General features: G+C 45.9%; 28 protein-coding genes and 1 pseudogene. 20 read left to right on the forward strand and 9 right to left on the reverse strand.

The genetic code is table 11. From position 1 onward, the window contains the following. Positions 1-215 precede the first annotated feature (215 nt). From ACQE26_RS13750 to yodN, 9 genes are all read left to right on the forward strand, one after another. Positions 216-1547, forward strand: coding sequence for an aspartate aminotransferase family protein (locus ACQE26_RS13750; protein ID WP_500469771.1), 1332 nt, complete (start codon positions 216-218; stop codon positions 1545-1547). A gap of 6 nt (positions 1548-1553) precedes the next feature. Continuing rightward, positions 1554-2243: a CoA transferase subunit A gene (locus tag ACQE26_RS13755; protein ID WP_016936646.1), complete on the forward strand. Its 690-nt coding sequence runs from the start codon at positions 1554-1556 to the stop codon at positions 2241-2243. Continuing rightward, the gene (locus tag ACQE26_RS13760) at positions 2228-2923 is read left to right on the forward strand and encodes a 3-oxoacid CoA-transferase subunit B (RefSeq protein ID WP_438420074.1); all 696 of its coding nucleotides are present in this window, start codon (positions 2228-2230) and stop codon (positions 2921-2923) included. Before ACQE26_RS13755 ends, ACQE26_RS13760 begins: the two co-directional genes overlap by 16 nt. After that, the gene (locus tag ACQE26_RS13765) at positions 2895-4196 is read left to right on the forward strand and encodes a peptidase (RefSeq protein WP_500469773.1); all 1302 of its coding nucleotides are present in this window, start codon (positions 2895-2897) and stop codon (positions 4194-4196) included. The genes ACQE26_RS13760 and ACQE26_RS13765 overlap by 29 nt, the downstream gene beginning before the upstream one ends. Then, the gene (gene ablB / locus ACQE26_RS13770) at positions 4174-5016 is read left to right on the forward strand and encodes a putative beta-lysine N-acetyltransferase (RefSeq protein WP_500471493.1); all 843 of its coding nucleotides are present in this window, start codon (positions 4174-4176) and stop codon (positions 5014-5016) included. The genes ACQE26_RS13765 and ablB overlap by 23 nt, the downstream gene beginning before the upstream one ends. A gap of 12 nt (positions 5017-5028) precedes the next feature. After that, positions 5029-6450: a lysine 2,3-aminomutase gene (kamA, locus tag ACQE26_RS13775; RefSeq protein ID WP_049628641.1), complete on the forward strand. Its 1422-nt coding sequence runs from the start codon at positions 5029-5031 to the stop codon at positions 6448-6450. Further along, complete coding sequence (locus tag ACQE26_RS13780; protein WP_016936641.1) at positions 6447-6725, forward strand: YokU family protein; 279 nt, start codon at positions 6447-6449, stop codon at positions 6723-6725. Before kamA ends, ACQE26_RS13780 begins: the two co-directional genes overlap by 4 nt. Positions 6726-6799: 74 nt before the next feature. Beyond that, positions 6800-7024 (forward strand): YozE family protein, encoded by a 225-nt coding sequence (locus tag ACQE26_RS13785; RefSeq protein WP_016936640.1) that lies wholly within the window; start codon positions 6800-6802, stop codon positions 7022-7024. Between the two features lie 147 nt (positions 7025-7171). After that, on the forward strand, positions 7172-7852 hold the full coding sequence (gene yodN, locus ACQE26_RS13790; protein WP_016936639.1) for a germination protein YodN: 681 nt from the start codon (positions 7172-7174) through the stop codon (positions 7850-7852). Here yodN and ACQE26_RS13795 read toward each other — a convergent pair. Next, positions 7849-7992: a hypothetical protein gene (locus tag ACQE26_RS13795; RefSeq protein ID WP_014418137.1), complete on the reverse strand. Its 144-nt coding sequence runs from the start codon at positions 7990-7992 to the stop codon at positions 7849-7851. The genes yodN and ACQE26_RS13795 overlap by 4 nt on opposite strands. Positions 7993-8111: 119 nt before the next feature. On the opposite strand from ACQE26_RS13795, the gene ACQE26_RS13800 reads away from it, so the two are divergent. The 3 genes from ACQE26_RS13800 (at position 8112) to yodL (ending at position 9351) form a co-directional block, all read left to right on the forward strand. Continuing rightward, positions 8112-8285, forward strand: coding sequence for a YozD family protein (locus tag ACQE26_RS13800; RefSeq protein WP_013352563.1), 174 nt, complete (start codon positions 8112-8114; stop codon positions 8283-8285). A gap of 74 nt (positions 8286-8359) precedes the next feature. Then, positions 8360-8971: a phosphatase PAP2 family protein gene (locus tag ACQE26_RS13805; protein WP_500469776.1), complete on the forward strand. Its 612-nt coding sequence runs from the start codon at positions 8360-8362 to the stop codon at positions 8969-8971. Positions 8972-9030: 59 nt separating this feature from the next. Beyond that, positions 9031-9351 carry a shape determination protein YodL gene (gene yodL, locus ACQE26_RS13810; protein WP_003153700.1) on the forward strand — a complete coding sequence of 107 codons (321 nt, stop codon included), beginning with the start codon at positions 9031-9033 and terminating at the stop codon, positions 9349-9351. Between the two features lie 40 nt (positions 9352-9391). On the opposite strand, the gene yoyE is transcribed toward yodL, so the two are convergent. After that, on the reverse strand, positions 9392-9517 hold the full coding sequence (yoyE, locus tag ACQE26_RS13815) for a protein YoyE (protein WP_003153701.1): 126 nt from the start codon (positions 9515-9517) through the stop codon (positions 9392-9394). Positions 9518-9653: 136 nt separating this feature from the next. Here yoyE and deoD point away from each other — a divergent pair, with 136 nt between their 5' ends. Both deoD and ACQE26_RS13825 read left to right on the forward strand, forming a co-directional pair. Next, entirely contained in the window at positions 9654-10352 is a 699-nt protein-coding gene (gene deoD / locus ACQE26_RS13820) for a purine-nucleoside phosphorylase (protein ID WP_047474591.1), read from the forward strand. Positions 10353-10435: 83 nt separating this feature from the next. Then, a complete protein-coding gene (locus tag ACQE26_RS13825; protein ID WP_438420070.1) occupies positions 10436-11254 on the forward strand; it encodes a M15 family metallopeptidase in 819 nt (272 codons plus the stop codon). Positions 11255-11299: 45 nt separating this feature from the next. On the opposite strand, the gene ACQE26_RS13830 is transcribed toward ACQE26_RS13825, so the two are convergent. Next, a complete protein-coding gene (locus tag ACQE26_RS13830; RefSeq protein ID WP_060962537.1) occupies positions 11300-11554 on the reverse strand; it encodes a hypothetical protein in 255 nt (84 codons plus the stop codon). A gap of 92 nt (positions 11555-11646) precedes the next feature. Continuing rightward, a complete protein-coding gene (locus ACQE26_RS13835) occupies positions 11647-12348 on the reverse strand; it encodes a class I SAM-dependent methyltransferase (RefSeq protein WP_500469780.1) in 702 nt (233 codons plus the stop codon). 146 nt (positions 12349-12494) lie between these two features. On the opposite strand from ACQE26_RS13835, the gene ctpA reads away from it, so the two are divergent. Beyond that, positions 12495-13901, forward strand: a complete 1407-nt coding sequence (gene ctpA, locus ACQE26_RS13840; RefSeq protein ID WP_016936632.1) for a carboxy-terminal processing protease CtpA — start codon at positions 12495-12497, stop codon at positions 13899-13901. 55 nt (positions 13902-13956) lie between these two features. On the opposite strand, the gene ACQE26_RS13845 is transcribed toward ctpA, so the two are convergent. Continuing rightward, positions 13957-14682 carry a GntR family transcriptional regulator gene (locus tag ACQE26_RS13845; RefSeq protein ID WP_500469782.1) on the reverse strand — a complete coding sequence of 242 codons (726 nt, stop codon included), beginning with the start codon at positions 14680-14682 and terminating at the stop codon, positions 13957-13959. Positions 14683-14923: 241 nt separating this feature from the next. Here ACQE26_RS13845 and bglA point away from each other — a divergent pair, with 241 nt between their 5' ends. Then, positions 14924-16366: a 6-phospho-beta-glucosidase BglA gene (gene bglA / locus ACQE26_RS13850; RefSeq protein WP_500469784.1), complete on the forward strand. Its 1443-nt coding sequence runs from the start codon at positions 14924-14926 to the stop codon at positions 16364-16366. A 99-nt stretch (positions 16367-16465) separates the two neighbouring features. Further along, positions 16466-17944: a glycoside hydrolase family 30 protein gene (locus ACQE26_RS13855; RefSeq protein WP_500469786.1), complete on the forward strand. Its 1479-nt coding sequence runs from the start codon at positions 16466-16468 to the stop codon at positions 17942-17944. Between the two features lie 32 nt (positions 17945-17976). On the opposite strand, the gene ACQE26_RS13860 is transcribed toward ACQE26_RS13855, so the two are convergent. Next, on the reverse strand, positions 17977-19467 hold the full coding sequence (locus tag ACQE26_RS13860; RefSeq protein ID WP_045926158.1) for a sodium:solute symporter family protein: 1491 nt from the start codon (positions 19465-19467) through the stop codon (positions 17977-17979). Further along, positions 19467-19667: a DUF3311 domain-containing protein gene (locus tag ACQE26_RS13865; RefSeq protein ID WP_003153716.1), complete on the reverse strand. Its 201-nt coding sequence runs from the start codon at positions 19665-19667 to the stop codon at positions 19467-19469. The genes ACQE26_RS13860 and ACQE26_RS13865 overlap by 1 nt, the downstream gene beginning before the upstream one ends. Before the next feature lie 185 nt (positions 19668-19852). Between ACQE26_RS13865 and ACQE26_RS13870 the strand changes: the two genes are divergently transcribed. Further along, a complete protein-coding gene (locus tag ACQE26_RS13870) occupies positions 19853-20776 on the forward strand; it encodes a ring-cleaving dioxygenase (protein WP_500469789.1) in 924 nt (307 codons plus the stop codon). Between the two features lie 2 nt (positions 20777-20778). Then, positions 20779-21381, forward strand: coding sequence for an alpha/beta hydrolase (locus tag ACQE26_RS13875; protein ID WP_438420062.1), 603 nt, complete (start codon positions 20779-20781; stop codon positions 21379-21381). A 44-nt stretch (positions 21382-21425) separates the two neighbouring features. Here ACQE26_RS13875 and ACQE26_RS13880 read toward each other — a convergent pair whose 3' ends face one another. Then, positions 21426-22034: a nitroreductase family protein gene (locus tag ACQE26_RS13880; RefSeq protein ID WP_060962545.1), complete on the reverse strand. Its 609-nt coding sequence runs from the start codon at positions 22032-22034 to the stop codon at positions 21426-21428. 129 nt (positions 22035-22163) lie between these two features. Between ACQE26_RS13880 and yodB the strand changes: the two genes are divergently transcribed. Further along, positions 22164-22508 carry a transcriptional regulator YodB gene (yodB, locus tag ACQE26_RS13885; RefSeq protein WP_060962546.1) on the forward strand — a complete coding sequence of 115 codons (345 nt, stop codon included), beginning with the start codon at positions 22164-22166 and terminating at the stop codon, positions 22506-22508. Positions 22509-22533: 25 nt separating this feature from the next. On the opposite strand, the pseudogene ACQE26_RS13890 reads toward yodB, so the two are convergent. Beyond that, positions 22534-22692 (reverse strand): annotated as a pseudogene (locus ACQE26_RS13890) (hypothetical protein); the annotation flags it as partial. Positions 22693-22702: the final 10 nt, after the last annotated feature.

Genomic DNA, 22702 nt, shown 5'->3' on the forward strand with positions numbered 1-22702 from the left:
GCCTTCTGCTTATGCCGATTCCGATCAAAATTGCGGTGGTAATGAGCTGAGCAGATAAATAGCAGAACTGAGAACGCTCTTCAGGCTGTCGGGACATCTCCGGCAGCCTGTTTTACAAAAAGGTATTTTCTGCAAAAAAAACTTTCTGAAGGATAAGAATGCCGTTATTCATCTGTTCATACAATGAAGCAAATGGGTTTTTGAGGTGGAAAGATATGGGGAGTTATTTAATCAAACCGGAGCTTGACGGGATCTATCCGACAGTCAGCCATGGAAAAGGATCATATGTGTATGATCTGGAGGGGAACAAGTATCTTGACGGGGCATCGGGAGCGGTCACTTGCAATATCGGCCACGGGACGGAGGATATTATACAAGCTTTAAAAGAGCAGCTTGACTCCGTTTCGTTTGTGTATCGCTCGCAATTCACCAGTGCGCCGGCAGAGGAGCTGGCTTTATTTCTGGCTGATCATCTGCCGGGCGGGCTGAATTGGTCATTTTTTGTAAACAGCGGCTCAGAGGCAGTTGAAACAGCGATGAAAATGGCCGTTCAATATTGGCAGGAAAAAGGCCAATACCAAAAATCCGTCTTTTTATCAAGATGGGGCAGTTACCACGGAATTACTTTGGGAGCGCTTTCATTATCAGGGTTTTATGAACGGAGATACCGTTTTACCCAGCTGCTTGAACGGTTTCCTGCCGTTTCAGCGCCGAATATGTACCGTTCAGAGCTGCAGGGAGAGGAATTTGTAAAAGCTGCGACAGAGGAGCTGGAAACGGCTGTTAAACGGATCGGCGCCTCATTTATCGCCGGTTTTGTCGCAGAACCGATTGTCGGAGCAGCCGGGGCTGCCATCACTCCGCCGGCAGGCTACTATGAAGCGCTTGAGGATGTCTGCCGCAGGCACCGTATTTTGTTTATCGCGGATGAAGTCATGACGGGGCTCGGAAGAACAGGACGGATGCTTGCTTCTGAGCATTGGGGAATCGTGCCTGATATCGCGGTGCTCGGAAAAGGGTTAGGCGCCGGTTACGCTCCGATTGCGGCAGCCGTTGCCTCTGATGACATCATTGATACGATCAAGCGGGGCTCCGGGGTCATTATGAGCGGGCATACGTACAGCGCCAATCCATACTGTGCAAGAGCGGCGCTTGAGGTGCTTCGTTATGTCAAGAAACATGGGCTGCTTCAGCAGGCAGAGGAAAAAGGCGCAATACTGAGGCGGAAATTAGAACATATCAAAGAACGCAGCGGAGTGATTGGGGATGTCCGCGGTAAAGGCCTTCTGATCGGGGTGGAGTTCGTCAAAGATAAAACGACAAAGGAAGTTTTTTCGAAAAAACAGGCGTTTACAGAAAAAATGATAACAGAAGCAAAAAAACGGGGGCTGCTGATTTATCCTGCAAAGCCCGGCATTGATAGCGGAGAAGGAGATGCCGTTATCATCGCGCCGCCGTTGACGGCTTCCCATGCTGAGCTGGATGAACTGTCAGATCTATTTTCACTAGCTGCAGAAGAAGCAGAAAAAATGATGAAGAAGGATTGAACTGACATGTCTATTTTTCATAAAAAAATCGATATTCATGAAGCAATTGCCGATGTCAAGGACGAATCTGTCATCATGTTCGGCGGTTTCGGGGGTGTGGGGTCTCCTCCGTCATTAATCGAAGCGATTTTAGAAAGCGGCGTTAAAGAGCTGACCGTCATCTGCAACGATGCCGGCTTTCCGGAAATCGGTATTGGCCCGCTTATCGTTCATAAACGGGTGAAACGGCTGATCGCTTCCCATATCGGCTCAAACCCAGTAGCGGGCAGACAAATGACTGACGGAACGCTGGAGGTGGAATTTTCGCCTCAAGGGACGCTTGCCGAACGGATTCGCGCAGGCGGAGCGGGGCTTGGCGGTATTTTAACGGATATCGGGATTGATAACGCAACCGTTTGCGAGAACAAAGAAACTGTAACGATTGACGGAAAACCCTATTTAGTTGAAAAAGCGCTGACGGCTGATTTTGCTTTTGTGTCGGCACATACTGCTGATGAATTCGGGAATTTGACTTATGACAAAACGGCGCGCAACATGAACCCTCTGATGGCGGCTGCGGCCGAAAGAACCTTTGCTGAGGCGGCGGAAATTGTGCAGGCCGGCGAACTTGACAGCGAGCATATTGTAACACCGGGCGTTTTTGTGGAGGGTGTCGTGCAAAGTGAAGGAGTGAAATGGAAATGGGCTTGGGAATAGCGGAAAGAGAGAGTATCGCAAGGCGGGCCGCCAGTGAAATTACCTCAGGTATGATTGTCAACCTGGGGATCGGCATTCCTTCTTTAGTGCCGAACTTTCTGCCGGCCGGCATGGAGGTGATGCTGCAGGCGGAAAACGGCGTTCTTGGGATAGGAGGAAGTCCTGAGCCCGGAGCGGAGGATGAACTCTTATGCAATGCCGCCGGATTTCCCGTCAGTACGGTAAAGGGCGCCTCATATTTTGATTCAGCGCTGTCTTTTGCCATGATCAGAAAAGGGCTGATTGATATTACCATTTTAGGCGCATTGCAGGTCAGCCGGACAGGTGATCTCGCCAACTGGCTCGTCCCGGGGAAAAAAGTGCCGGGAATGGGCGGGGCGATGGAGCTTGCCCAAGGTGCGAAAAAAGTGGTTGTCGTCATGAGCCACACCGATCAGAAGGGCCGGCCGAAATTAGTCGAAAGCTGTTCATTGCCGCTTACGGCCTCGGGCTGTGCAGACCTCATTATTACAGAGAAAGCCGTCATCAGTATAGAGGATGGGACTTTCGTTCTTGAGGAACTGCTGAATGGCTCGACGATAGACGATGTCATCCAAACTACGGATGCCGAAATCAGATTGGGAGAATGTTTTCTTAAAAGGGGGCCTGTCCATGGATCAATTAGAAAAGAAAATAACTGAGTGGGCGGAAGAAAATGCGGCAAAAGCGGTAAGTCTGCTGAAACGGCTGATCGGGGAAAAAAGCACGTTTGGACATGAATTTAACGCACAGGCAGTCGTTTTAGAAAAACTGAGACAGTTTGACATGGATATTGATGTGTGGGAACCGAATGTCAAACAATTGAAAGAGCATCCTTATTTTGTATCGGAACGTAAAGACTTTCATGAAAGCCCGAATATTACCGCCATAAAGAAAGGAGCCGGCGGCGGGAGATCACTGATACTGAACGGACATATTGATGTTGTCCCGGAAGGAAATCCCGCCGCATGGACGTATGAACCGTTTACCGCTGTTGAAAAGGACGGCAAAATTTACGGCCGCGGTTCAACGGATATGAAAGGCGGCAATACAGCTCTCTTGTTTGCATTAGAAGCGCTTGAAGCCTGCGGGGTTACGTTAAAAGGAGATGTTCTGTTTCAAAGTGTCGTAGATGAAGAGTGCGGCGGCGCAGGAACGCTTTCGACGGTTATGAGAGGCTATAAGGCTGACGGGGCGCTTATTCCGGAACCGACTAATTTAAAGCTGTTTGTGAAGCAGCAAGGGTCTATGTGGTTCCGCATTACGGTAAGAGGATTGTCCGCACACGGCGGCACCCGCTATGAAGGGGTGAGCGCGATTGAAAAAAGCCTGCATGTCATCACAGCGCTTAAAGAGCTGGAACACGTCCGCAACGCCCGCATCACGGACCCGCTTTACCGGGATGTTCCGATTCCGGTTCCCATTAATATCGGCACCGTCCAAGGCGGAACGTGGCCATCTTCGGTAGCTGACCGTGTCGTGATAGAAGGCAGGTGCGGGATAGCTCCGGATGAAACGCCTGAAGCCGTAAAAGAAGAGCTCGCAAGCTGGCTCAAAGATTTGGAATACCGGGATGAGTGGTTTAAACATCATCCGGCGGAAGTTGAATGGTTTGGAGCTCAGTGGCTTCCGAACGATCTCCCGGATGACCATCCGCTGATTGCCGCTTTGGAATCTTCTTTTGAGAAAATGAAAGGGGCAAAACCGATACGTGAAGCGTCTCCGTGGGGAACGGACGGGGGGCTTTTGCATCATGCGGGGCAGACGCCTGTCATTGTCTTCGGGCCGGGAGAAGTCAAAGCGGCGCACCAGGCAAATGAATATATTGAAGTCCGGGCGTTAATTGATGCCGTCAAAATCATTTCTCTTTTTATGATGGAATGGTGCGGGGTGGCAGATGGAGGTGGCAGAGCTGATAAAGGAACTGAGGGCTGAAAGCGGATCGGCCGAGATTGATGCAGACCGTTTCAACGAGCGGCTCAGGGTCATTCGTTATGATGGGCAGCCCGAGGCGCTTATTCCGGCTGTTTTGGCAGAAGCGAAGCAAGAAGGGGCCCAAAAGGTGATTTTCTTTGCCAAGCGCGGCGATGAGCCGGAACTTGTCAAGCATCTCTTTATTCATGAGGGGGTTATAGACGGATATTACAATGGACATGAGGCTGCTGTGATGGTGCGTTATTTATCAGAGAAACGGAGACAGTCAGATTCATATGTATCGGAAGATTCGACTGTTGACCGTTTATATGAGACACCGCGGCGGGAACTGACGCAGACAGAAAGCAAGCTCATATTCAGAAAAGCGGATGAAGATGATGCAGACCGCTTATCGCACTTATATAAACATGTTTTTCTCACCTATCCTACTCCTGTCTTTAACCCCCTTTATATAAAAAAAACAATGAGAGAAAACACCATCTATTATGCCGCCTTCGATCAGGAACGTCTTATCGGCGCGGCAAGCGCGGATCTCAATCCCGTATTGGGGCACGCTGAAATGACCGATTGCGCAGTTCTGTCAGATTACAGAGGAAATTCCGTAACGGCACACCTGTTTAAAGCCTTGGAGCAGGAACTTTCGGGCCGAGGAACCATTCATCTTTTTTCCTTGGCCCGTGCAGCCTCTTACGGGATGAATGCCGTTTTGTATCATGCGGGATACGGCTACAGAGGCAGGCTTGTGAACAACTGCCGGATTTCAGAAGGGCTCGAAAATATGAATATATGGTGCAAGACATTACGTTTCAGCCATTCATAAGGAGGAATTCGTTTGACAAATAAATGGTTTCAGCCGAAGCGTCATTGGAAGGAGATTGAATTATGGAAGGATGTGCCGGAAGAAAAGTGGAATGATTGGCTGTGGCAGCTCACTCATACTGTAAGAACCGTCGATGACCTGAAAAAAGTCATTCATTTGACAGAGGAGGAAGAAGAAGGCGTCAGAATGTCTGTAAAAACGATTCCTCTGAACATTACGCCTTATTATGCTTCCTTAATGGATCCCGATAACCCGAGATGTCCGATCCGCATGCAGTCCGTGCCGCTGTCAGAAGAAATGCACAAAACGAAATATGACCTCGAAGATCCGCTGTTTGAAGATGAAGATTCGCCGGTGCCCGGCCTTACGCACCGCTATCCCGACCGCGTCCTCTTTCTCGTGACAAACCAATGCTCGATGTACTGCCGATACTGCACCAGAAGACGATTTTCCGGGCAGATCGGGATGGGCGTGCCGAAAAAACAGCTTGATGCGGCGATCGCTTATATTCGGGAAACGCCTGAAATACGTGACTGTCTCATTTCCGGCGGTGACGGGCTTTTAATTAACGATCAGATTCTCGAATATATTTTGAAAAACCTTCGCGACATTCCTCACCTCGAAATTATCCGGATCGGAACGAGAGCGCCTGTCGTTTTTCCGCAGCGGATAACGGATAACCTTTGTCAGATTCTGAAAAAATATCATCCGGTCTGGCTGAACACTCATTTTAATACGAGCATCGAGCTGACGGAGGAATCGGTTGAGGCGTGTGAAAAGCTTGTCAACGCAGGTGTTCCGGTCGGAAACCAGGCCGTTATTTTGGCGGGCATTAACGATTCGGTGCCTATTATGAAAAAGCTCATGCATGATTTAGTGAAAATCCGCGTCCGCCCGTACTATATTTATCAATGTGATCTGTCAGAGGGAATCGGTCATTTCAGAGCGCCCGTGTCAAAGGGTCTGGAAATCATTGAAGGGCTGAGGGGGCATACGACGGGTTTTGCCGTGCCGACTTTTGTCGTCGATGCCCCGGGCGGAGGCGGAAAAATTGCCCTGCAGCCGAACTATTTGCTCTCCCAAAGTCCGGAGAAAGTTGTGATCAGAAACTTTGAAGGGGTGATTACATCTTATCCCGAACCGGAAAACTATATCCCGAATCAAGCCGACGACTATTTTGAATCTGTTTTTCCGGGAACGATGGCCAAACGAGAGCCGGTCGGACTAAGCGCTATTTTCGCGGATAAAGAGGTCTCTTTTACACCGGAAAATGTATCGAGAATCAGCAGGAGGAAAGCGTTTACTTCTAACCCTGATCATGAAACGCTGAAAGACCGGAGGGAAAAGAGAGATGAATTAAAAGAAAAGAAATTTATAGCACAGCAGAAGAAAGAGCAAAAAGAAGGCTCGGAAGTCGGAGGTGAATCGCCGTGAAGCCATGCGAGTGGTGCGGCAATCAGAAGGCGTCAGCTTGTCAGTCGGCTGTATACTGGGAGCTTCCTGACGGTACGAGGGCCATAGAAATTACAGACACACCCGCGTTCGCTTGTTCTTCCTGCGGCATGACGTATCAGGAGGAAGCGGTCATAGGCGAAATCGAAAATCAGCTTTTTTTAGTCGACGCCAAAAAATTACCGGAAACACTCACATATCAAGAGCTGATGCAGACAGAACGGATATTGAAACGGAATTATTTTGACTTCTCCTAGTCTTCTTTTGTTGTAATTTCACTTTTGAAATGTATAATAGTACAACAAAAGACAGTCATCAGGAGGGGAAACCCATGAAATCCTTTTACCACTATTTAATGAAATACAGGCATCCTAAGCCGCAGGACGCAATCAGCCGATTTGCGAATCAGGCATACGAAGACCATGGCTTTCCGAAAACGTCAAGCGATTATCATGAGCTCAGTTCGTATTTAGAACTGAGCGCCGATTATTTAGAAACGATGTCGACATTTGATGAGGCTTGGGAAAAATATGAGACCGAGGTGCATCACGCCTGACGAAAAACCGCACATGACATTGTGCGGTTTTTTTGACATGTTGAACAGGTGCAGAAATGGATATTTCCTGTAGTTTTCATGCCCATGCGAAATAATGACGGCCGGCATACGATAGCGTATGACAGTCCGCGGCAAGGGGGAGACAGCATGAAGCCAAATAAACCGAAATTTCAAGTGGGAGATATCGTGGTCGTCGTGATGTACGGAACCGTCGGCACCATTACGAAGGTTCATCAAATTGATAAACATTATCTTTACGAAGTCAACCATAATGAAGTGCTTTATTTTGAATCGTCCATCCAGCTTTATAAAGATTATGAGGGCGTAATCGTCGATATGGAAAAATTGGATATTGAATATGAGTTTCTGATCGGCGACGTCGTATATGTAAAGGACTACGGAAAAGAATTATTCCGTATTATCGGCCACAGAACTGAAATATGGAGATATTTAGAGGATGGCTGGGAGGATATTATTTATGAGCTGACTCGGCTGAAAGACGGAGAGTGGCTTGAAACGGAGGAAGAGGATCTCACGCTGGTTCTGAGAAAATATGAAATGGATCAGTTTGTGCATCAGCTGCTGTTTGTCCACTATGTTGGGGAAGCATCTCATGAGATCGGCGAGGATACCGCCGCGTCCGCTCTTCTTCAGTTTGAAGGCGATGCTGATGATCTTGATACCCTGCATGTGCTGGCGGTATCGATTGTAGATGAGCTCCTTGATATTTATAACGATTATAAGATTCTTTATGATATGTTCGGTGACGAAGAATATAAAGATATGATGAATTTTGTGCTGGAAAGCCTGCGGGAGCATTTCAGCTAGCCGGCAAAAAAACGGACGGTGACATATAAAAACCAGGGCAGACAGCCGGCAAAGATGACAAACGACATTCCTTTCAGCACTTTTTCCAATACGATATCAAATCCATCTCCGTCCAAAAAAGCCATCATTTTCGTCATCATCTTTTCTCCCTCCGGGGGCTTGTTTTTTTAAAAGTATATGAGCGGACAAAGCGATTAGAACTTTCGGGTATAATTTGAAGGGTTTTTTCATAAAACATAAAAAAGGAGGCGGTGTTTGCATGAAAGAAATAGATCTTGTGATTGACACAGAAGAGATAGCCGATTTTTTTTACAGTCAGCTTGCTATGCGCGGGTACATACCGAGTGAAGAGGAGATCTTTGAAATAGCCGACATCACCTTTGATTATTTATTAGAAAAATGTATGATAGACGAAGAGCTTGATGAAGACTGAAACTGCGGAACCGAAGTGAAAAAAGCTTCGGTTTTTTCAATCGGCTCGGGAGAATGAAAAATGGGGGGAAAACGTTGTACAAGCCAGCAGGTCTTTTCGCATTGTTTATTCTGCTCGCAGCAGCCATCCGGATCGATGCTGTCCGGTTTTTTGACGAGAGGGTGATAGAAGCGGCGGTCAGGATCAGGGCTGCCTGGCTGAATGAATTGATGTTATGGATAACAGAGCTCGGCACGACCGCGGTGCTTTTACCGCTTCTTCTATTGACGGGAGCAGCCCTGTATATGTACAAAAAAACGCCTGATGTTGTGTTTTTGCCGCTTCTCTTCCTCATTGAACGAATAATAAACATAAAAGTAAAAGGATTGATCGAAAGAGCCAGACCCGCTTTTGAGCCGCTCGTCCATGAAACCTCATACAGCTTTCCGAGCGGCCACTCCATGAATTCGGCAGTGATATATCCCGTCATCGCCTACTTTTTAATCAAGCACGTTCCTTTCTTCACGAAAAGAAAGCGGGCCGTCTCCGTCTTTACCGGAGTTCTCGTCATCCTGATCGGGCTCAGCAGAATTTATTTAGGCGCGCATTTTCCGACGGATGTTCTTGCCGGATTCAGTCTCGGACTTTGCCTCGTCTCTCTATTTGCGCTCTTTGACGAAAAGTATCACCCGTTTCGACAAAAATAGAGACAGGAAAAATGAGAAAAAACGCTAATACTATTAAGAAATAAGAGGGAGGGATCTTGATGCTGTTATCGCTGCCCGTGTTTAAAAAAAAGACTTGTGCCTATGATGTGACGATTTTTCAAACACCCCGCTACGGCGAGAAAAAGGGATACAGGGTCGTCTATCGGACAGAGCTGGCCGCTGACAATCATCAAGACGCACTGGAAAGGGCATTTTCTGTATTTAATGTGCCTGATACGGTTCCAAACGACTATCAAGCCAGATTCATAGCGACCGGAGATGTCATACTTATAGACGAAGGAAGAAAAGGAAAGACCTATTACAGGCTTAACCCTGCGGGATGGAGCAAAATCAACCGTTTGCTCGTCCAGCCGAGGTAAGACGGGGCCGGCTGAATGTTCAGCCGGCTTCCGTTTTGTTTTAAGGCTTTCGTTTAGCGGCGGAATGCTCTTTTCCATGCGCTTCATCAGCCGCAATCACGTCTGAAACGGGTACATGATTGTTCTTTTTCTGACCGGTCACCCGGTTGCGCTGTTTTTTGCCCATTTATGCTCACTCCTTTTTCTTAGGCTGTCATCCCGCATATTCTGCCCAAGATCGCTCTGATCAATGCTGATGATTGTCTCTTACCGTTATTCAGTGTACAATGGGTGGGAGTTTGAATAGGCAGGAGGAAATGGAAATGAGTGTACATATAAACGCAGAAAAAGGTCAGATTGCGGATACAGTGCTTTTGCCGGGAGATCCGCTGAGAGCGAAATTTATTGCGGAAACTTACCTTGAAAATGTGGAATGCTATAATGAAGTCAGAGGAATGTACGGATTTACGGGTACATATAACGGTAAAAAAATATCAGTGCAAGGCACCGGCATGGGTGTTCCGTCTATCTCTATATATGTGAATGAACTGATTCAAAGCTATGATGTTCAAAACCTGATCAGAGTCGGTTCATGCGGAGCCATCCGTAATGACGTGAAGGTGCGGGACGTAATTTTGGCTATGACGTCTTCAACCGATTCACAGATGAACCGTGTCGCTTTCGGAAGTGTAGATTATGCGCCTTGCGCAGATTTCGACCTTCTTCATAAAGCGTACCAGGAAGCGCAAAAAAATAACCTTCCTGTAGCCGTCGGAAGCGTATTCACCGCCGATCAGTTTTACAATGAAGACTCGCAAATCGAAAAGCTTGCGAGATACGGCGTCCTCGGCGTAGAAATGGAAACGACTGCTTTATATACGCTTGCCGCAAAATACGGCAAAAAAGCGCTGTCTATCCTGACTGTAAGCGATCACGTGTTAACCGGAGAAGAGACAACGGCAGAAGAGCGTCAAACGACTTTTCATGATATGATAAAACTGGCGCTGCATACTGTATCGTAAACTTGAGATGAGGGTCATGCTGATAAAAGCAGCCCTCTTCTTTATGCACCGCTCTGATTCAAAAAAAGAAAGGTAAGTGTAAAATGAAGAAATCCACTAAATGGTTCTCGCTTGCTGCTGCACTCAGCGTAACCGCAATCGTGGGAACAGGCTGCAGCATTTCAGGCGGCGACAGCCATAAGGACACAAAAACAACGGCTCAAACAAAACAATCAGATGACACATCAAACAAAAAAACAACGAAGACAGAAGACAGCGATTTTGTATTGGAGAGCAAATATTTTAATGACATTAAAGAAGTGAACGGGCTTGAAACCATTCAAAACCCGACAAATACACTTGCGCTCGTGAATAAGACATACACGCTGCCGGGAGATTATAAACCGAAGGATCTCGTCATCCCGAAAGTTGAATTTTCTTTCACTGAGAAAATTGAGAAACGATATATCCGCAAACCTGCCGCCGATGCTTTGGCGGAATTGTTCAACGCGGGGAAAAAAGAAGGCTATGACCTGGTTGCCGTTTCAGGATATCGCTCTTATGACAGACAAAAAGTTATTTTCGATAATGAAGTCAGTCTGAAAGGTGAAAAGAAAGCGAAAGAAGCCGTCGCATACCCCGGGCAAAGCGAACACCAGACGGGGCTTGCCATGGATATTTCCAGCAAAAGCAACGGATATGAGCTGAATGAAGCGTTCGGAAACACGGCTGACGGCAAATGGGTGAAGGACCATGCGTATGAATACGGCTTTATCATCCGCTATCCTAAAGGCAAAGAAAATGTAACAAAGTATGAGTATGAGCCATGGCATTTGCGTTATGTAGGCAAAAAAGCGGCAAAAGCCATCCATGACCATCAGTTAACACTTGAAGAATATTTTAATGAAGTAAAGAAAGTATAATAAGAAAAAGCCCGCTTTTAAAAAAGATTTAGCGGGCTTTCTTTATTACCAGAAGAGCAAACCTCCAAGCGCAAATCCGGTAATTAAACCAAGGCCGATACCGTAGGCTGCTCCCCAGCCTCCCCAGCCTCCACCCCAATAACCGAATCCGTACCCTCTGTGACGGCCGCCGACAGGGGCGATATACACTTTAGTGTTTGTCACCCGTACGATTCTACCGACGTGGACTCTGCCGTTTCGTTCTGTAATTCTTGCTACTTTTCCATGGTGCTGCCGGCAAAGATGATAATAGTTTTGCATCTTTTCTCCTCCTATCCAACCTATCTTTCTATGTCAGCTTATGATAGAGTGCGCAAAAAAGGTTGGACGAAAACAGGAGGACAATCGCCGTTTTACTTGTAAGCGATAAAAGCGCAGTGTCCCATATATTCTCCGTACTTCTGCATAAGATCGTAATGAGCCGTCAGCGTATCGTAGTGAGCAGGCTGGATAACGGGCGATAAATCCATTTCTGTAGTCGGTTCCTGCGCATTGTTTTCATAGAAAGCGGGAATGAAATCCGCTTTTTGAAAGCCTTGCTGAAGCAATCTCTGCTTCCATGCCGCTTCATCCTGCAATACAGTAAAACCGTAGAAGTCTTTTAACTGCGTGACAGCGTTTTCCGGCAGGGGTTTTTTCAAAGCTGCCTCAATGCCGATCAGCATGCCCCCGGGTTTAAGGACCCGCAGTATTTCAGACAGCGATGAATCAAGCTTTGAAAAGGTGAGAACTGATTCAGAGAGAACGGCAGAAAACTGATTTTCAGTAAACGGAAGCCGCTCAAGCTCAGCCAAATAGCTTTGAATGGTTAAGCCTTCAGCGGCAAATCGCTTTGCTGCCTTTTCAAGCATAAGGGGATCCTTATCAACACAGGTGACGGGATACAGCAGGTGGCTGAGATAAGCGGCCGTCTGTCCAGTTCCGCAGCCGGCGTCAAGGATCGGTTCGCCAGGAGGAGGAGCCGCTTTTGCGAGAACGGCTTTAGAAAAAGCGAGTCCGCCGGGGTGAGCCCCTCCGACTCCGAATAAGGACAGCATTTCTAAATATTTGCTCAAAGTCCGAATCCTCCTTTCTTCCTCAGCATATGTTGGGAGAAAAGCATAGGTTTGGGTAAACGGGAAAGAAGGGCGCCTCACGTTTGAAGTTGACGAATGAGCGTTCGTCTATGATAATAATGTAAGAATAAAAAGGTGGTGTTTTCTTGAAGCGGCAATTTAAACTGTTTTTTATCATATTGATCACTGCGGTCGCAGCCTCGGCGCTTACACTGTTTATCACGGGCAATACGACCATTTTCGGACAAGGCTCGGCTGCTTTGACGAACAGCAAATTTGAGAAATTTAATAAAGCATACGAGCAGATTAAAAGTGATTACTATCAAAAAACAGATGACAGCAAATTAGTAGACGGAGCGATAAAAGGCATGATCAGTTCCCTGGATGATCCGTATTCTTCTTATATGGACCCTCAGGAAGGAAAGTCGTTTGAAGAAACAATTTCCGCTTCGTTTGAAGGTATCGGCGCACAAGTGGAAGAAAAGGACGGCAGCATTCTGATCGTATCACCGATCAAAGGGTCTCCTGCGGAAAAAGCGGGGATTAAACCGAATGATCAGATCTTGAAGGTTGACGGCAAAAGCGTCAAAGGCTTGAATGTAAACGAAGCCGTCGCGTTAATCCGCGGCAAAAAGGGGACAAGCGTCAAGCTTGTGCTGCACAGAGCGGGTGTCGGCGATCTGAACCTGTCGATCAAACGTGACACCATTCCGGTTGAAACGGTGTACTCTGAAATGAAAAAAGGAGACATCGGCGAAATCCAAATCACATCTTTCTCCGAATCGACGGCAAAAGAGCTGAATTCAGCCATTGACAAACTCGAAAAACAAGGAGCAAAAGGATACATTCTGGATTTAAGAGGCAACCCGGGCGGCCTGATGGATGAAGCCATCAAAATGAGCAACATGTTTATCGATAAAGGGAAAAATATTATGCAGGTCGAATACAAAGACGGCACGAAAGAGGTCATGAAAGCAACGAAAGAGCGCAAAGTGACAAAACCGACAGTCGTCCTCGTCAATGACGGCACCGCAAGCGCCGCGGAAATCATGTCAGCTGCGCTGCATGAATCATCGGGGATTCCGCTGATCGGAGAGAAAACGTTCGGAAAAGGGACCGTTCAGACGGCAAAAGATTACAGCGACGGTTCAACCGTTAAACTGACAATCGCAAAATGGCTGACAGCGGACGGAGAGTGGATTCATAAAAAAGGCATTAAACCGCAATATCAGGTTAAGCTGCCTGATTATGCGAACCTGCCGTTTTTAGATGCGAAAAAAACGTACAAATACGGCGATTCCGGAACGGACGTCACCAATGCGCAAAAAATGCTGAAAGCGCTGGGATACAGCGTGAATGTAAACGGCACATATGACAAAGCATTTGAACAAGCCGTCAAACAATTTCAGGCAAAAGAGAAACTGAAAGAAACAGGCATTTTAACAGGAGACACAACGGCAAAATTGATGACAGATCTGCAAAAACAGCTTGCAGACAACGATACACAAATGAAAAAAGCCGTAGAAACATTAAATCAGAACATGAAGAAGTAAAAAAAACACCCAGTGCGTCTGTCACGCATTGGGTGTTTTCTGTTTGCAATCCTGCTTACGTCGTTTCCTGTTCAAAAAGGTAGCTGTTCGCCTGGATGAAAAACTGTGATTGTTCATAGTGATAGGTGACTTTTGAAAAGTCGAACGGCTGGCCGTTAGTTAAATGAAAAATCGTTTCAACGCAAAGTTTAGGCGCTCCTGTAAACAGTCCTAAGTACTCCGCTTCTTCATCATTTAACATCCCCGCATACAAGTATAGATCCGAAAACCCGCGCTTCAATCCGAGACCTTCCCTAATATAATCAAATATTGATTCTGATACGATCTCTTTATTCAAATACGGAATAATCGATTTGTTGTAAAATGACTCCTCGATACATAATGTCTTCCCGTCAATATACCGGATACGTTTGACATAATACACCTCGCCGTCAGACGGCATATTCAGATTTTGCGCAGCCTCAGGTGTGGGCTTTCTCACTTCCAGCGCCAATAATTTGGAGGTGACATTAAAATCTTCAAGCGATTCTTTAAATCCCTGATTAGAAAGCAGGCTGATATACCCTTTTCTTTTATTCCGCCTGACAAAAATGCCGCTTCCTCTGACTTGAAACACAATTCCCTTTTTTTCTAATAGATCCAAGGACTTTGTGATCGTGCTTTTGCTCACGTTAAACTGGGTCATTAAGGTTTGCAGCACAGGCAGTTTATCCCCTTGCTGAAGCTGATGCTCTTCTATGTATTTTTCAATATCCATCGCGATTTGCTGGTATTTTAACATATACATTCCTCATTCATTTATTGTCCCGCTTCTTTCAGAATTATAGCATAAACGTTTTGAAAAGCCATTTTGTGAAATGAATATGATTGTTTATGCATTGATAAATTGTACCGGTACAATTATAATGTTTATGTATAATAAGAAAACTGACTTTTCATGTAAATGCAAAGCATTCTTCCAATCTTGCAAAGCGGATTCATTCGGTTTGACAAGCGGCGGTCAAAAAAGGAGGACATGAACGATGGGAACATTGCCAAAAGACTTTTTATGGGGAGGCGCTCTAGCCGCCCATCAATTTGAAGGGGGCTGGAACAAAGGCGGCAAAGGGCCGAGTGTAGTGGACGTTATGACGGCGGGCGCGCATGGTGTGCCCCGGAAAATAACAGATACAATTGATGAGCGGGAATTTTACCCGAATCATGAAGCCATCGATTTTTATCATCGTTATAAAGAGGACATCGCATTATTCAGCGAGCTGGGACTGAAATGTTTAAGAACCTCTATCGGCTGGAGCAGAATTTTTCCTAAAGGTGATGAAACGGAGCCTAACGAGGAAGGATTGGCTTTTTACGACCGGGTGTTTGATGAATTGCTGAAGTATGGGATTGAACCGGTGATTACGTTGTCTCATTTTGAGATGCCGCTGCATTTGGCGAGGGAATACGGGGGTTTCAGAAGCAGAAAAACAATCGGCTTTTTTGTAAAGTTCGCTGAAGTGTGTTTTGAACGCTATAAACATAAAGTGAAGTATTGGATGACGTTTAACGAAATCAACAACAAGATGGATGTGAATAATCCGATCTTTTTATGGACGAACTCAGGTGTCGCCGTCAAAGAAAACGAAAACGCAAAAGAAGTCATGTACCAGGCCGGCCACCACGAACTGCTGGCAAGCGCATTGGCTGTTTCAAAGGGAAAGGAAATCAACCCCGATTTCAAGATCGGAGCGATGGTATCACATGTCCCGATTTATCCTTACTCATCCAATCCGGAAGATGTGATGCTGGCTGAGGAAACGATGAGGCAGCGCTTTTTCTTCCCGGATGTGCAGATTCGCGGATATTATCCGAGCTATGCGTTAAAAGAGTTTGAAAGAGAGGGCTACCGGATCCGCTTTGAAGACGGTGATGAAGAGATTTTGAAAAACGGCAGGGTGGATTATCTCGGATTCAGTTATTACATGTCCACTACCGTAAAAAGTGACGTGATAAACGATAATACCGGGGATGTCGTAAACGGAGGATTGCCAAACGGTGTGGAAAATCCCTATATTAAAGCGAGTGATTGGGGATGGGCGATTGATCCGACCGGTTTACGGTACACATTAAACCGCTTATACGACCGCTATCAGATTCCGTTATTTATCGTGGAAAACGGATTCGGCGCTATTGACACGTTAGAAGAGGACGGTTCAATCCATGACACAGCGAGAATTGAATATTTAGCGTCACATATAAAAGCTTTGGAAAAAGCGGTCACATATGATGGTGTGGATGTAATGGGGTATACACCATGGGGAATTATCGATATCGTATCATTTACAACCGGTGAAATGAAAAAACGCTACGGTATGATTTATGTTGATCGGGATAATGAAGGCAATGGGTCAATGAAGCGATTCAAGAAAGACTCATTTGAATGGTATAAAAAAGTGATTGAAACAAACGGCTCATATGTATCCTAAAGGTGTATGTTAAAAGAGAAGGCTTCACAACTGTGTGAAGCCGTCTTTTTATCAGTATTTTTGAAAGCGTATTCATAAACCAAGAAGGGAATGATGATCATGTTTTTTAAAAAAGGTCTGTCCATTACGGTTGCTTTTCTTTTGCTTTCCTTTCTATTTTCAAGCAGCTTGGAAACCGAAGCACATGCGGCTGATCGGAAGGCTCCGGACAAAAATAAAGTCAGGGTTTGGTACAGCTCGGAAAAAGATCCGGCTTCCCGTACGTGGTATGACGGGCCGCTAGAAGTGGAATACGCCTTAGACGAACAAACACCCCTGACATTGACAAAAAAGAAGCCTTCTGACTCCGCTGCCGTGTATATTGATCCATCGCACCGTTATCAAAGTGTGTTAGGCATAGGATCATCTTTGGAAGAATCGACCATCCATAATTTATCGAAAATGTCTCCCGGAAAAAGAAAAGAAGTGTTGAAAAAACTGGTTGATCCCAATGAAGGCATCGGCATGGACGTCATGCGCATAACGATAGGGACATCAGATTTTACGGCACAGGAATTTTACACATATGACGATATGCCTGAGGGCCAAAAAGATCCACAACTCAAAAATTTCTCGATTCAAAAGGATATTGATTTACACATTACATCAACCATCAAGGAAGCGCTGGCGATCAATCCGAAGCTGAAAATCATTGCCTCACCGTGGAGCCCGCCGGCATGGATGAAAACGAATGAAAACCTCAAAAGGGGAAAGCTGAAAGATCAATATATCGGTGAGCTGGCCGTTTATTTCCGCAAATTTATTGAAGCATACGAAAAGCAGGGAATCCCGATTTATGCGATGACCCTTCAAAATGAACCTTTGCTGGAAATCGACTATCCGAGCATGTACATGCCGCCGTCTCAGCAGCGCAAACTGGCGATAGCCGTAAAAAAGGAATTGAAAAAACACGTAATTGACACGAAAATTTGGATTTACGATCATAATGCAAGCGGGGCGTGGAACTATATTCCGCCGATTTTAGATGATAAAAAAGGAAATCAGGCGGCAGACGGCATTGCTTTCCATGATTATGACGGAGACCTTTCCGTTATGTCGGAAATCGGAAGAAGATACCCCGATAAATCAATTCACTTAACAGAGCGGTCCGTCTGGGGGACGGCAGGGGCGGACCGGATCGCGCAGTATTTCCGCAATGGCGCGTCCAGCTACAATGCGTGGGTGACGATGCTCGACAGTCAAATCAAGACGCACCATTGGATAGGCACCCCGGACCCGACGCTGTTTATTCAGGATGCTAAAAACCCCGACCGCTATTGGAATATCCCGATCTATCATATGACGGGCAATTTTTCAAAATTTGTCGAGCGCGGAGCCAAACGGATAGAAAGTAATTACGGCTCCAAAAACACTGTCACGAATGTCTCGTTCCTTAATCCTGATCAATCTATTGTAACAATCGTCATCAACCAGACATCCGCCGACCAAAAATTCCGCATTGTTTCAGGGAACCGGCAGTTCGAAGCCGTCATCCCGGCAAAAACCGTCGCCACCTACAAATGGCAGCACAAAAAGTAAAAAAGCCGGCACATCGATGTGCCGGCTTTTGGTTAAGCGCCTTTTTGATTCAGTTTATCAGAGGGCGTTTTTTTGAATAAACCGTCTTTGACGGCGTTTGAGGCTGCTTTTTTTACAAAAAACGGGTTAAGGATAATAACGGCTGCCATGTTAGCGGTCAAACCCCAAAAGCCTTCATATATACCGTGGGCGGATTGGGTGATATTTACCGTGAATGTCACGATAAGACCGACGAGAAGGCCGATAATTGTCGCTTCTTTCGTTTGATTCTTCCAAAACAGACTGACGGCGATCGCCGGAAAGATCTGTACCATGCCGGAAACGCCGAGAAGCTGAAGCGTAACGAGCGCAGTCGGGAACAGCATACCGAATAAAAGCGCGAGCCCGATGACGACAAATACCATTGAACGGGTGATCATCGTCAGCTTGTTTGGTGACACATTCGGGTGAATCAAATCCCGATATAAGTTATTCGCAAATAAGTTTGATGCTCCGATCGCCATAATAGAGCAGGGAATCAAAGACGCAAGAGCGATCGTGGAATAAGCAAAGCCTTGGGCGACCCCGCCGTATGACGTTTGAATCAGCTTCAATAAAGCGAGCCGCGGGTTAGTATCTTCCGGCAGGACAAGAAATGCGATAAAGCCGAGAAAAATAACAAGAATCAAAACAATATTATAAAGCGGAAGAAACATGCTGTTTTTGCGGACGGCATCCGCGCTTTTTGCCGTGAATACACCAGTTGCCGCATGCGCCCACATAAAGAGCGCCAAGGCAGATACGATGGAAGCGGTGATAAACCAAGGAATTCCTTTCGGCCCCGAGTCTGGGATCGTCAGCATTTGCGGCGCTTTTTCCGCCAAGGTGTGAATCATCGGTGTCCACCCGTGAAAATGGATCAGCGGGAGCGACACGACCATAAACAGCATAATCACCCATACCAGAATGTCTTTAATAATTGCCGTAAACGTCGGCCCTTTAATTCCGCTGAAAAAGGTATACAGCGCTACAAGAATAAAGGAGATGATAACGACCATATTAACATTAATGACACCCGTTCCGGCCACCTGAAGCGTATCCTGAATGCCGCTCAGCTGGAGACAGATATAAGGAATGAGCATAAGAACGCCGACAATGGCGACAAGACTGGCCAAAAGCTTACTGTCAAAACGCTCACGAGCATAATCGGCAAGCGTCGTTAATTTATGGATTTTTGCCACTTTCCACAGCTTCGGCAGAAAGAAATAAGCAATAAAATACGCCAAAACAGAATACGGAATTGCAAAAAAAGCTACGCTTCCCCCTGTGTAGGCGGTGCTTGTCAAGCCTAAAAACGTATAAGCCGTATAGAGGTCCGCGCCGACTAAAAACCAGACGAGCAGCCCGCCGAACCGTCTGCCCCCGACAGACCATTCTTCAACAGAAGTGCGTGATGATTTGTCTCTCCCGGCTATAAAGCCGATGCAGACAACGGTTAAAACGATGACGGCTGTAATGATCAATGCTGTTATATTTGCGGGCATCAGTCCAGTCCTCCTTGTTTCTTCTGCAGTCTATAAATAAGAAACGAACATAATGGAGTGACTGCGATCCATAAAAGCAGCCAGAAATGAAAAAACGGCAGCCCGATGATGATTGGATGAACCCGATTAGCGACTGACAAAAGGGCCAGCTGGCTGAAAGGGATTAAAATAAGAACGAAAATTAGTGCTTTTCTGACCATTTACTTTCCTCCTGAAACCTGATAATGCTCCTTATCATAGCAGTTGTCAGATAAGATCACAAGATATTTTTCAGAAAAAAAAGAATTCTATTACTTTTTTAACCGAAACACTTTAGTTGCAACTTCATTCATAGTAAATTAGAATAGTTAATATCTCGAAATCAAGATATTTAGGAGTGAATACAATGATTACTCAAGGATTGCACCATGTTACCGCATTTGCGAAAGATCCTGCTGAAAATCTGCGGTTTTATACTGAAGTATTGGGCTTGCGGCTCGTTAAAAAAACCGTTAATTTTGATGACCCGGCCACATATCATTTTTATTTCGGCAACCAAAACGGAGAACCCGGCACGATTATAACATTTTTCCCTTTTCAGGGCAGCCGACCGGGAACCGTGGGAAAAGGGCAGGCCGGAAGAATTTATTTCTCTGTGCCGAAAGGGGCACTCGCGTTTTGGCAGCGACGGCTTGAAGAAAACGGTATACCTGTAAAAGAGCAGACTATGCTTTCTGAACAAGTGCTTCTCTTTGATGATACAGAAGACCTGCCGCTTGCCATAATGGAAGATGAAAGAAGCGGACAGAGTGAATGGACTCCTTCGGGCATTACTGAAAAAGAAGCGATTACAGGCATGAGAGGTGTTCTTTTGTACTCGTACCGTCCTGAAGCAACCATTCAATTTCTAATGGAACGCTTCGGCTATTCAAAGACAGGGGAAGAAAATCAGATTGTCAGACTGCAATCGGAGGCACGGATCGGACATATCATTGATGTTGACCTTGCACCGAAAGAAGCAGGTGTCGGCGGTTACGGGACAGTTCATCATGTCGCATTCCGCACTACTAAGAATGAGCAGGCGGAATGGAAGAATATTCTTGCTGATTCTCATCTTGCTTCATCTGACATTCTTGACAGATCTTACTTTACATCAATCTATTTCAGAGAAAGCGGCGGCATTTTATTTGAAATGGCAACCGATGAACCGGGATTTATGACGGATGAATCCTTTGAAAATCTCGGTACAGAGCTGAAACTTCCGGAATGGCTGGAAGAGCACCGCGGTCAAATTACCGCTATTCTTCCCAAAATGGAGAAAGGAGAATGATGATGAAACATGTATTTGAACAGGGAACGTCAGAAAATGTTCTGCTGCTTTTGCACGGAACGGGGGGGAATGAACACGATCTTCTGTCGCTCGGACGTTTTATCGATCCGAAAGCAAGTTTGCTCGGGGTCAGAGGATCAGTGCTTGAAAACGGCATGCCCCGTTTTTTTAAGCGGCTAAAAGAAGGCGTATTTGACGAGAAAGATTTAATTGAACGGACGGAAGAATTAAAGAATTTTATTGATGAAGCGGCGCAAATGTACGGATTCAGCAGAGAAAACGTGATTGCTGCCGGCTATTCAAACGGCGCCAACATTGCGGCAAGTCTTTTGTTTCATTATAAAGACGTACTGAAAGGGGCGGTTCTTCATCATCCGATGGTGCCGATTCGCGGAGTGAAGCTCCCTGATATGGCAGGGCTGCCTGTTTTTATCGGTGCAGGGAAGCGGGACCCGCTTTGTACAAAAGAAGAATCGGAGGAGCTTTATCAGTGTCTGACTGCTGCTGATGCATCTGTTTCTCTTGTTTGGCAGGAGGGCGGCCATCAGCTCACACAGCAGGAAGCCGAGCAGGCACGAACCTGGTACAGTGAGCGATTCCTATAAAAAAACCCTTAGTCTGCTTAAGCGGACTAAGGGTTTCTTTCATCTTACAGCCAAGTTGACACTTGTGATACAGGGATCCGGTTGCTTTTGTGCGCAGGCTTAACGGCTTTACCGATTGAAATCAGCATGACGGGAACGAAACGTTCGCTCACGTCGAATTCCTTCACGAATTGCTCTTTATTAAATCCGCCGATCGCGCAAGTGTCATAGCCTTTAGCTTTTGCAGCAATCATCAGCTGCATCGCCGCTAAAGAAGCGTTTAAAAATGCTGAATCACGGGCAAACTGTTCATTTTGGTATGCACCGTTAATCTGGCTTAACAGCGTCTGTTTGATCTCTTCTGTAATATTGCCTTGCTCAGTCAGTTCAGCATAAACGTCTTCACCATTTTCGTTTGCTTTTAAGTCGCCTAATACGGCAATGACAGCTGAAGATTCAATAATCTGTTTTTGATTAAAGGCAACCGGAAGAAGGGCAGCTTTTGCTTCATCACTGTGGAATACTTGGAAATGCCAATGCTGAAGGTTCCAGGCGGAAGGGGCTTGCGTCGTAATGTCCAGAAGTTCTGTTAATTCCTCTTTAGTAATAACCGCATCTTTATCGTATTCTTTAACGGATGCGCGTTCTTTCAAAACGTCTAATACGGATGTCATCTTGTTTCCTCCTTCGGATAAACGTGTTATTATAATAGAAAAGTTAGAAGCTTACTAAATGTAACTCGGGAACTAATTTTAATGGATTACAGCAAACTTGTCAATTCATAGATGAAGGGATGAACTCACGTGGGATATACAATGTGTCCTAAAATGGAATCCGCTTTTTCTCTTTTGGGAAAGCGCTGGAACGGCCTCATTATCCATGTACTGATGGACGGGCCGAAACGTTTTAAAGATATGACCGAAACCATACCGACGATCAGCCAAAAAATGCTCGCGGAGCGGCTCAAAGAGCTGGAACAAAATGAAATCGTCGAGCGCCAGGTGCTGCCTGAAACGCCTGTCAAAGTCATTTATAAGCTGACTGATAAAGGCATGGCCCTACAAGCCGTTTTTCAGGAAATGCAAAAATGGGCAGACAGTTTTTGCGAGCCCGGGGGGCCTGTCAAAGACGAATCATGTCATGAATAACAAAGGCTGCCCAAGGCAGCCTTTTCTTAATGAAATGGTCAATCTTTGTCAAAACCATAAACCCTAATCTTACATCATGGTCCTCACTGCAGCCGAACTCAAACCCGCAGCAGGAGCAAATATCAAATGTTTTATGATATTCGCTATTGCAAACAGGATTTTTATCTAATCCTTTAAATCCGCATTACAACTCA

The sequence above is a fragment of the Bacillus sp. 5RYD7K genome, from assembly GCF_059831465.1.

Coding starts and splice junctions, on each gene's coding strand:
- deoD (WP_047474591.1), top strand. CDS start 9,654: ATGAGTGTACATATAAACGCAGAAAAAGGTCAGATTGCGGATACAGTG.
- ACQE26_RS13800 (WP_013352563.1), top strand. CDS start 8,112: ATGAAAGAAATAGATCTTGTGATTGACACAGAAGAGATAGCCGATTTT.
- ACQE26_RS13825 (WP_438420070.1), top strand. CDS start 10,436: ATGAAGAAATCCACTAAATGGTTCTCGCTTGCTGCTGCACTCAGCGTA.
- ACQE26_RS13785 (WP_016936640.1), top strand. CDS start 6,800: ATGAAATCCTTTTACCACTATTTAATGAAATACAGGCATCCTAAGCCG.
- ACQE26_RS13760 (WP_438420074.1), top strand. CDS start 2,228: ATGGGCTTGGGAATAGCGGAAAGAGAGAGTATCGCAAGGCGGGCCGCC.
- ACQE26_RS13860 (WP_045926158.1), bottom strand. CDS start 19,467: ATGCCCGCAAATATAACAGCATTGATCATTACAGCCGTCATCGTTTTA.
- ACQE26_RS13845 (WP_500469782.1), bottom strand. CDS start 14,682: ATGTTAAAATACCAGCAAATCGCGATGGATATTGAAAAATACATAGAA.
- yoyE (WP_003153701.1), bottom strand. CDS start 9,517: ATGGGCAAAAAACAGCGCAACCGGGTGACCGGTCAGAAAAAGAACAAT.
- ACQE26_RS13865 (WP_003153716.1), bottom strand. CDS start 19,667: ATGGTCAGAAAAGCACTAATTTTCGTTCTTATTTTAATCCCTTTCAGC.
- ACQE26_RS13870 (WP_500469789.1), top strand. CDS start 19,853: ATGATTACTCAAGGATTGCACCATGTTACCGCATTTGCGAAAGATCCT.
- ACQE26_RS13755 (WP_016936646.1), top strand. CDS start 1,554: ATGTCTATTTTTCATAAAAAAATCGATATTCATGAAGCAATTGCCGAT.
- ACQE26_RS13875 (WP_438420062.1), top strand. CDS start 20,779: ATGAAACATGTATTTGAACAGGGAACGTCAGAAAATGTTCTGCTGCTT.
- ACQE26_RS13750 (WP_500469771.1), top strand. CDS start 216: ATGGGGAGTTATTTAATCAAACCGGAGCTTGACGGGATCTATCCGACA.
- ACQE26_RS13795 (WP_014418137.1), bottom strand. CDS start 7,992: ATGATGACGAAAATGATGGCTTTTTTGGACGGAGATGGATTTGATATC.
- bglA (WP_500469784.1), top strand. CDS start 14,924: ATGGGAACATTGCCAAAAGACTTTTTATGGGGAGGCGCTCTAGCCGCC.
- ACQE26_RS13880 (WP_060962545.1), bottom strand. CDS start 22,034: ATGACATCCGTATTAGACGTTTTGAAAGAACGCGCATCCGTTAAAGAA.
- ACQE26_RS13830 (WP_060962537.1), bottom strand. CDS start 11,554: ATGCAAAACTATTATCATCTTTGCCGGCAGCACCATGGAAAAGTAGCA.
- yodL (WP_003153700.1), top strand. CDS start 9,031: ATGCTGTTATCGCTGCCCGTGTTTAAAAAAAAGACTTGTGCCTATGAT.
- ACQE26_RS13855 (WP_500469786.1), top strand. CDS start 16,466: ATGTTTTTTAAAAAAGGTCTGTCCATTACGGTTGCTTTTCTTTTGCTT.
- ACQE26_RS13765 (WP_500469773.1), top strand. CDS start 2,895: ATGGATCAATTAGAAAAGAAAATAACTGAGTGGGCGGAAGAAAATGCG.
- yodN (WP_016936639.1), top strand. CDS start 7,172: ATGAAGCCAAATAAACCGAAATTTCAAGTGGGAGATATCGTGGTCGTC.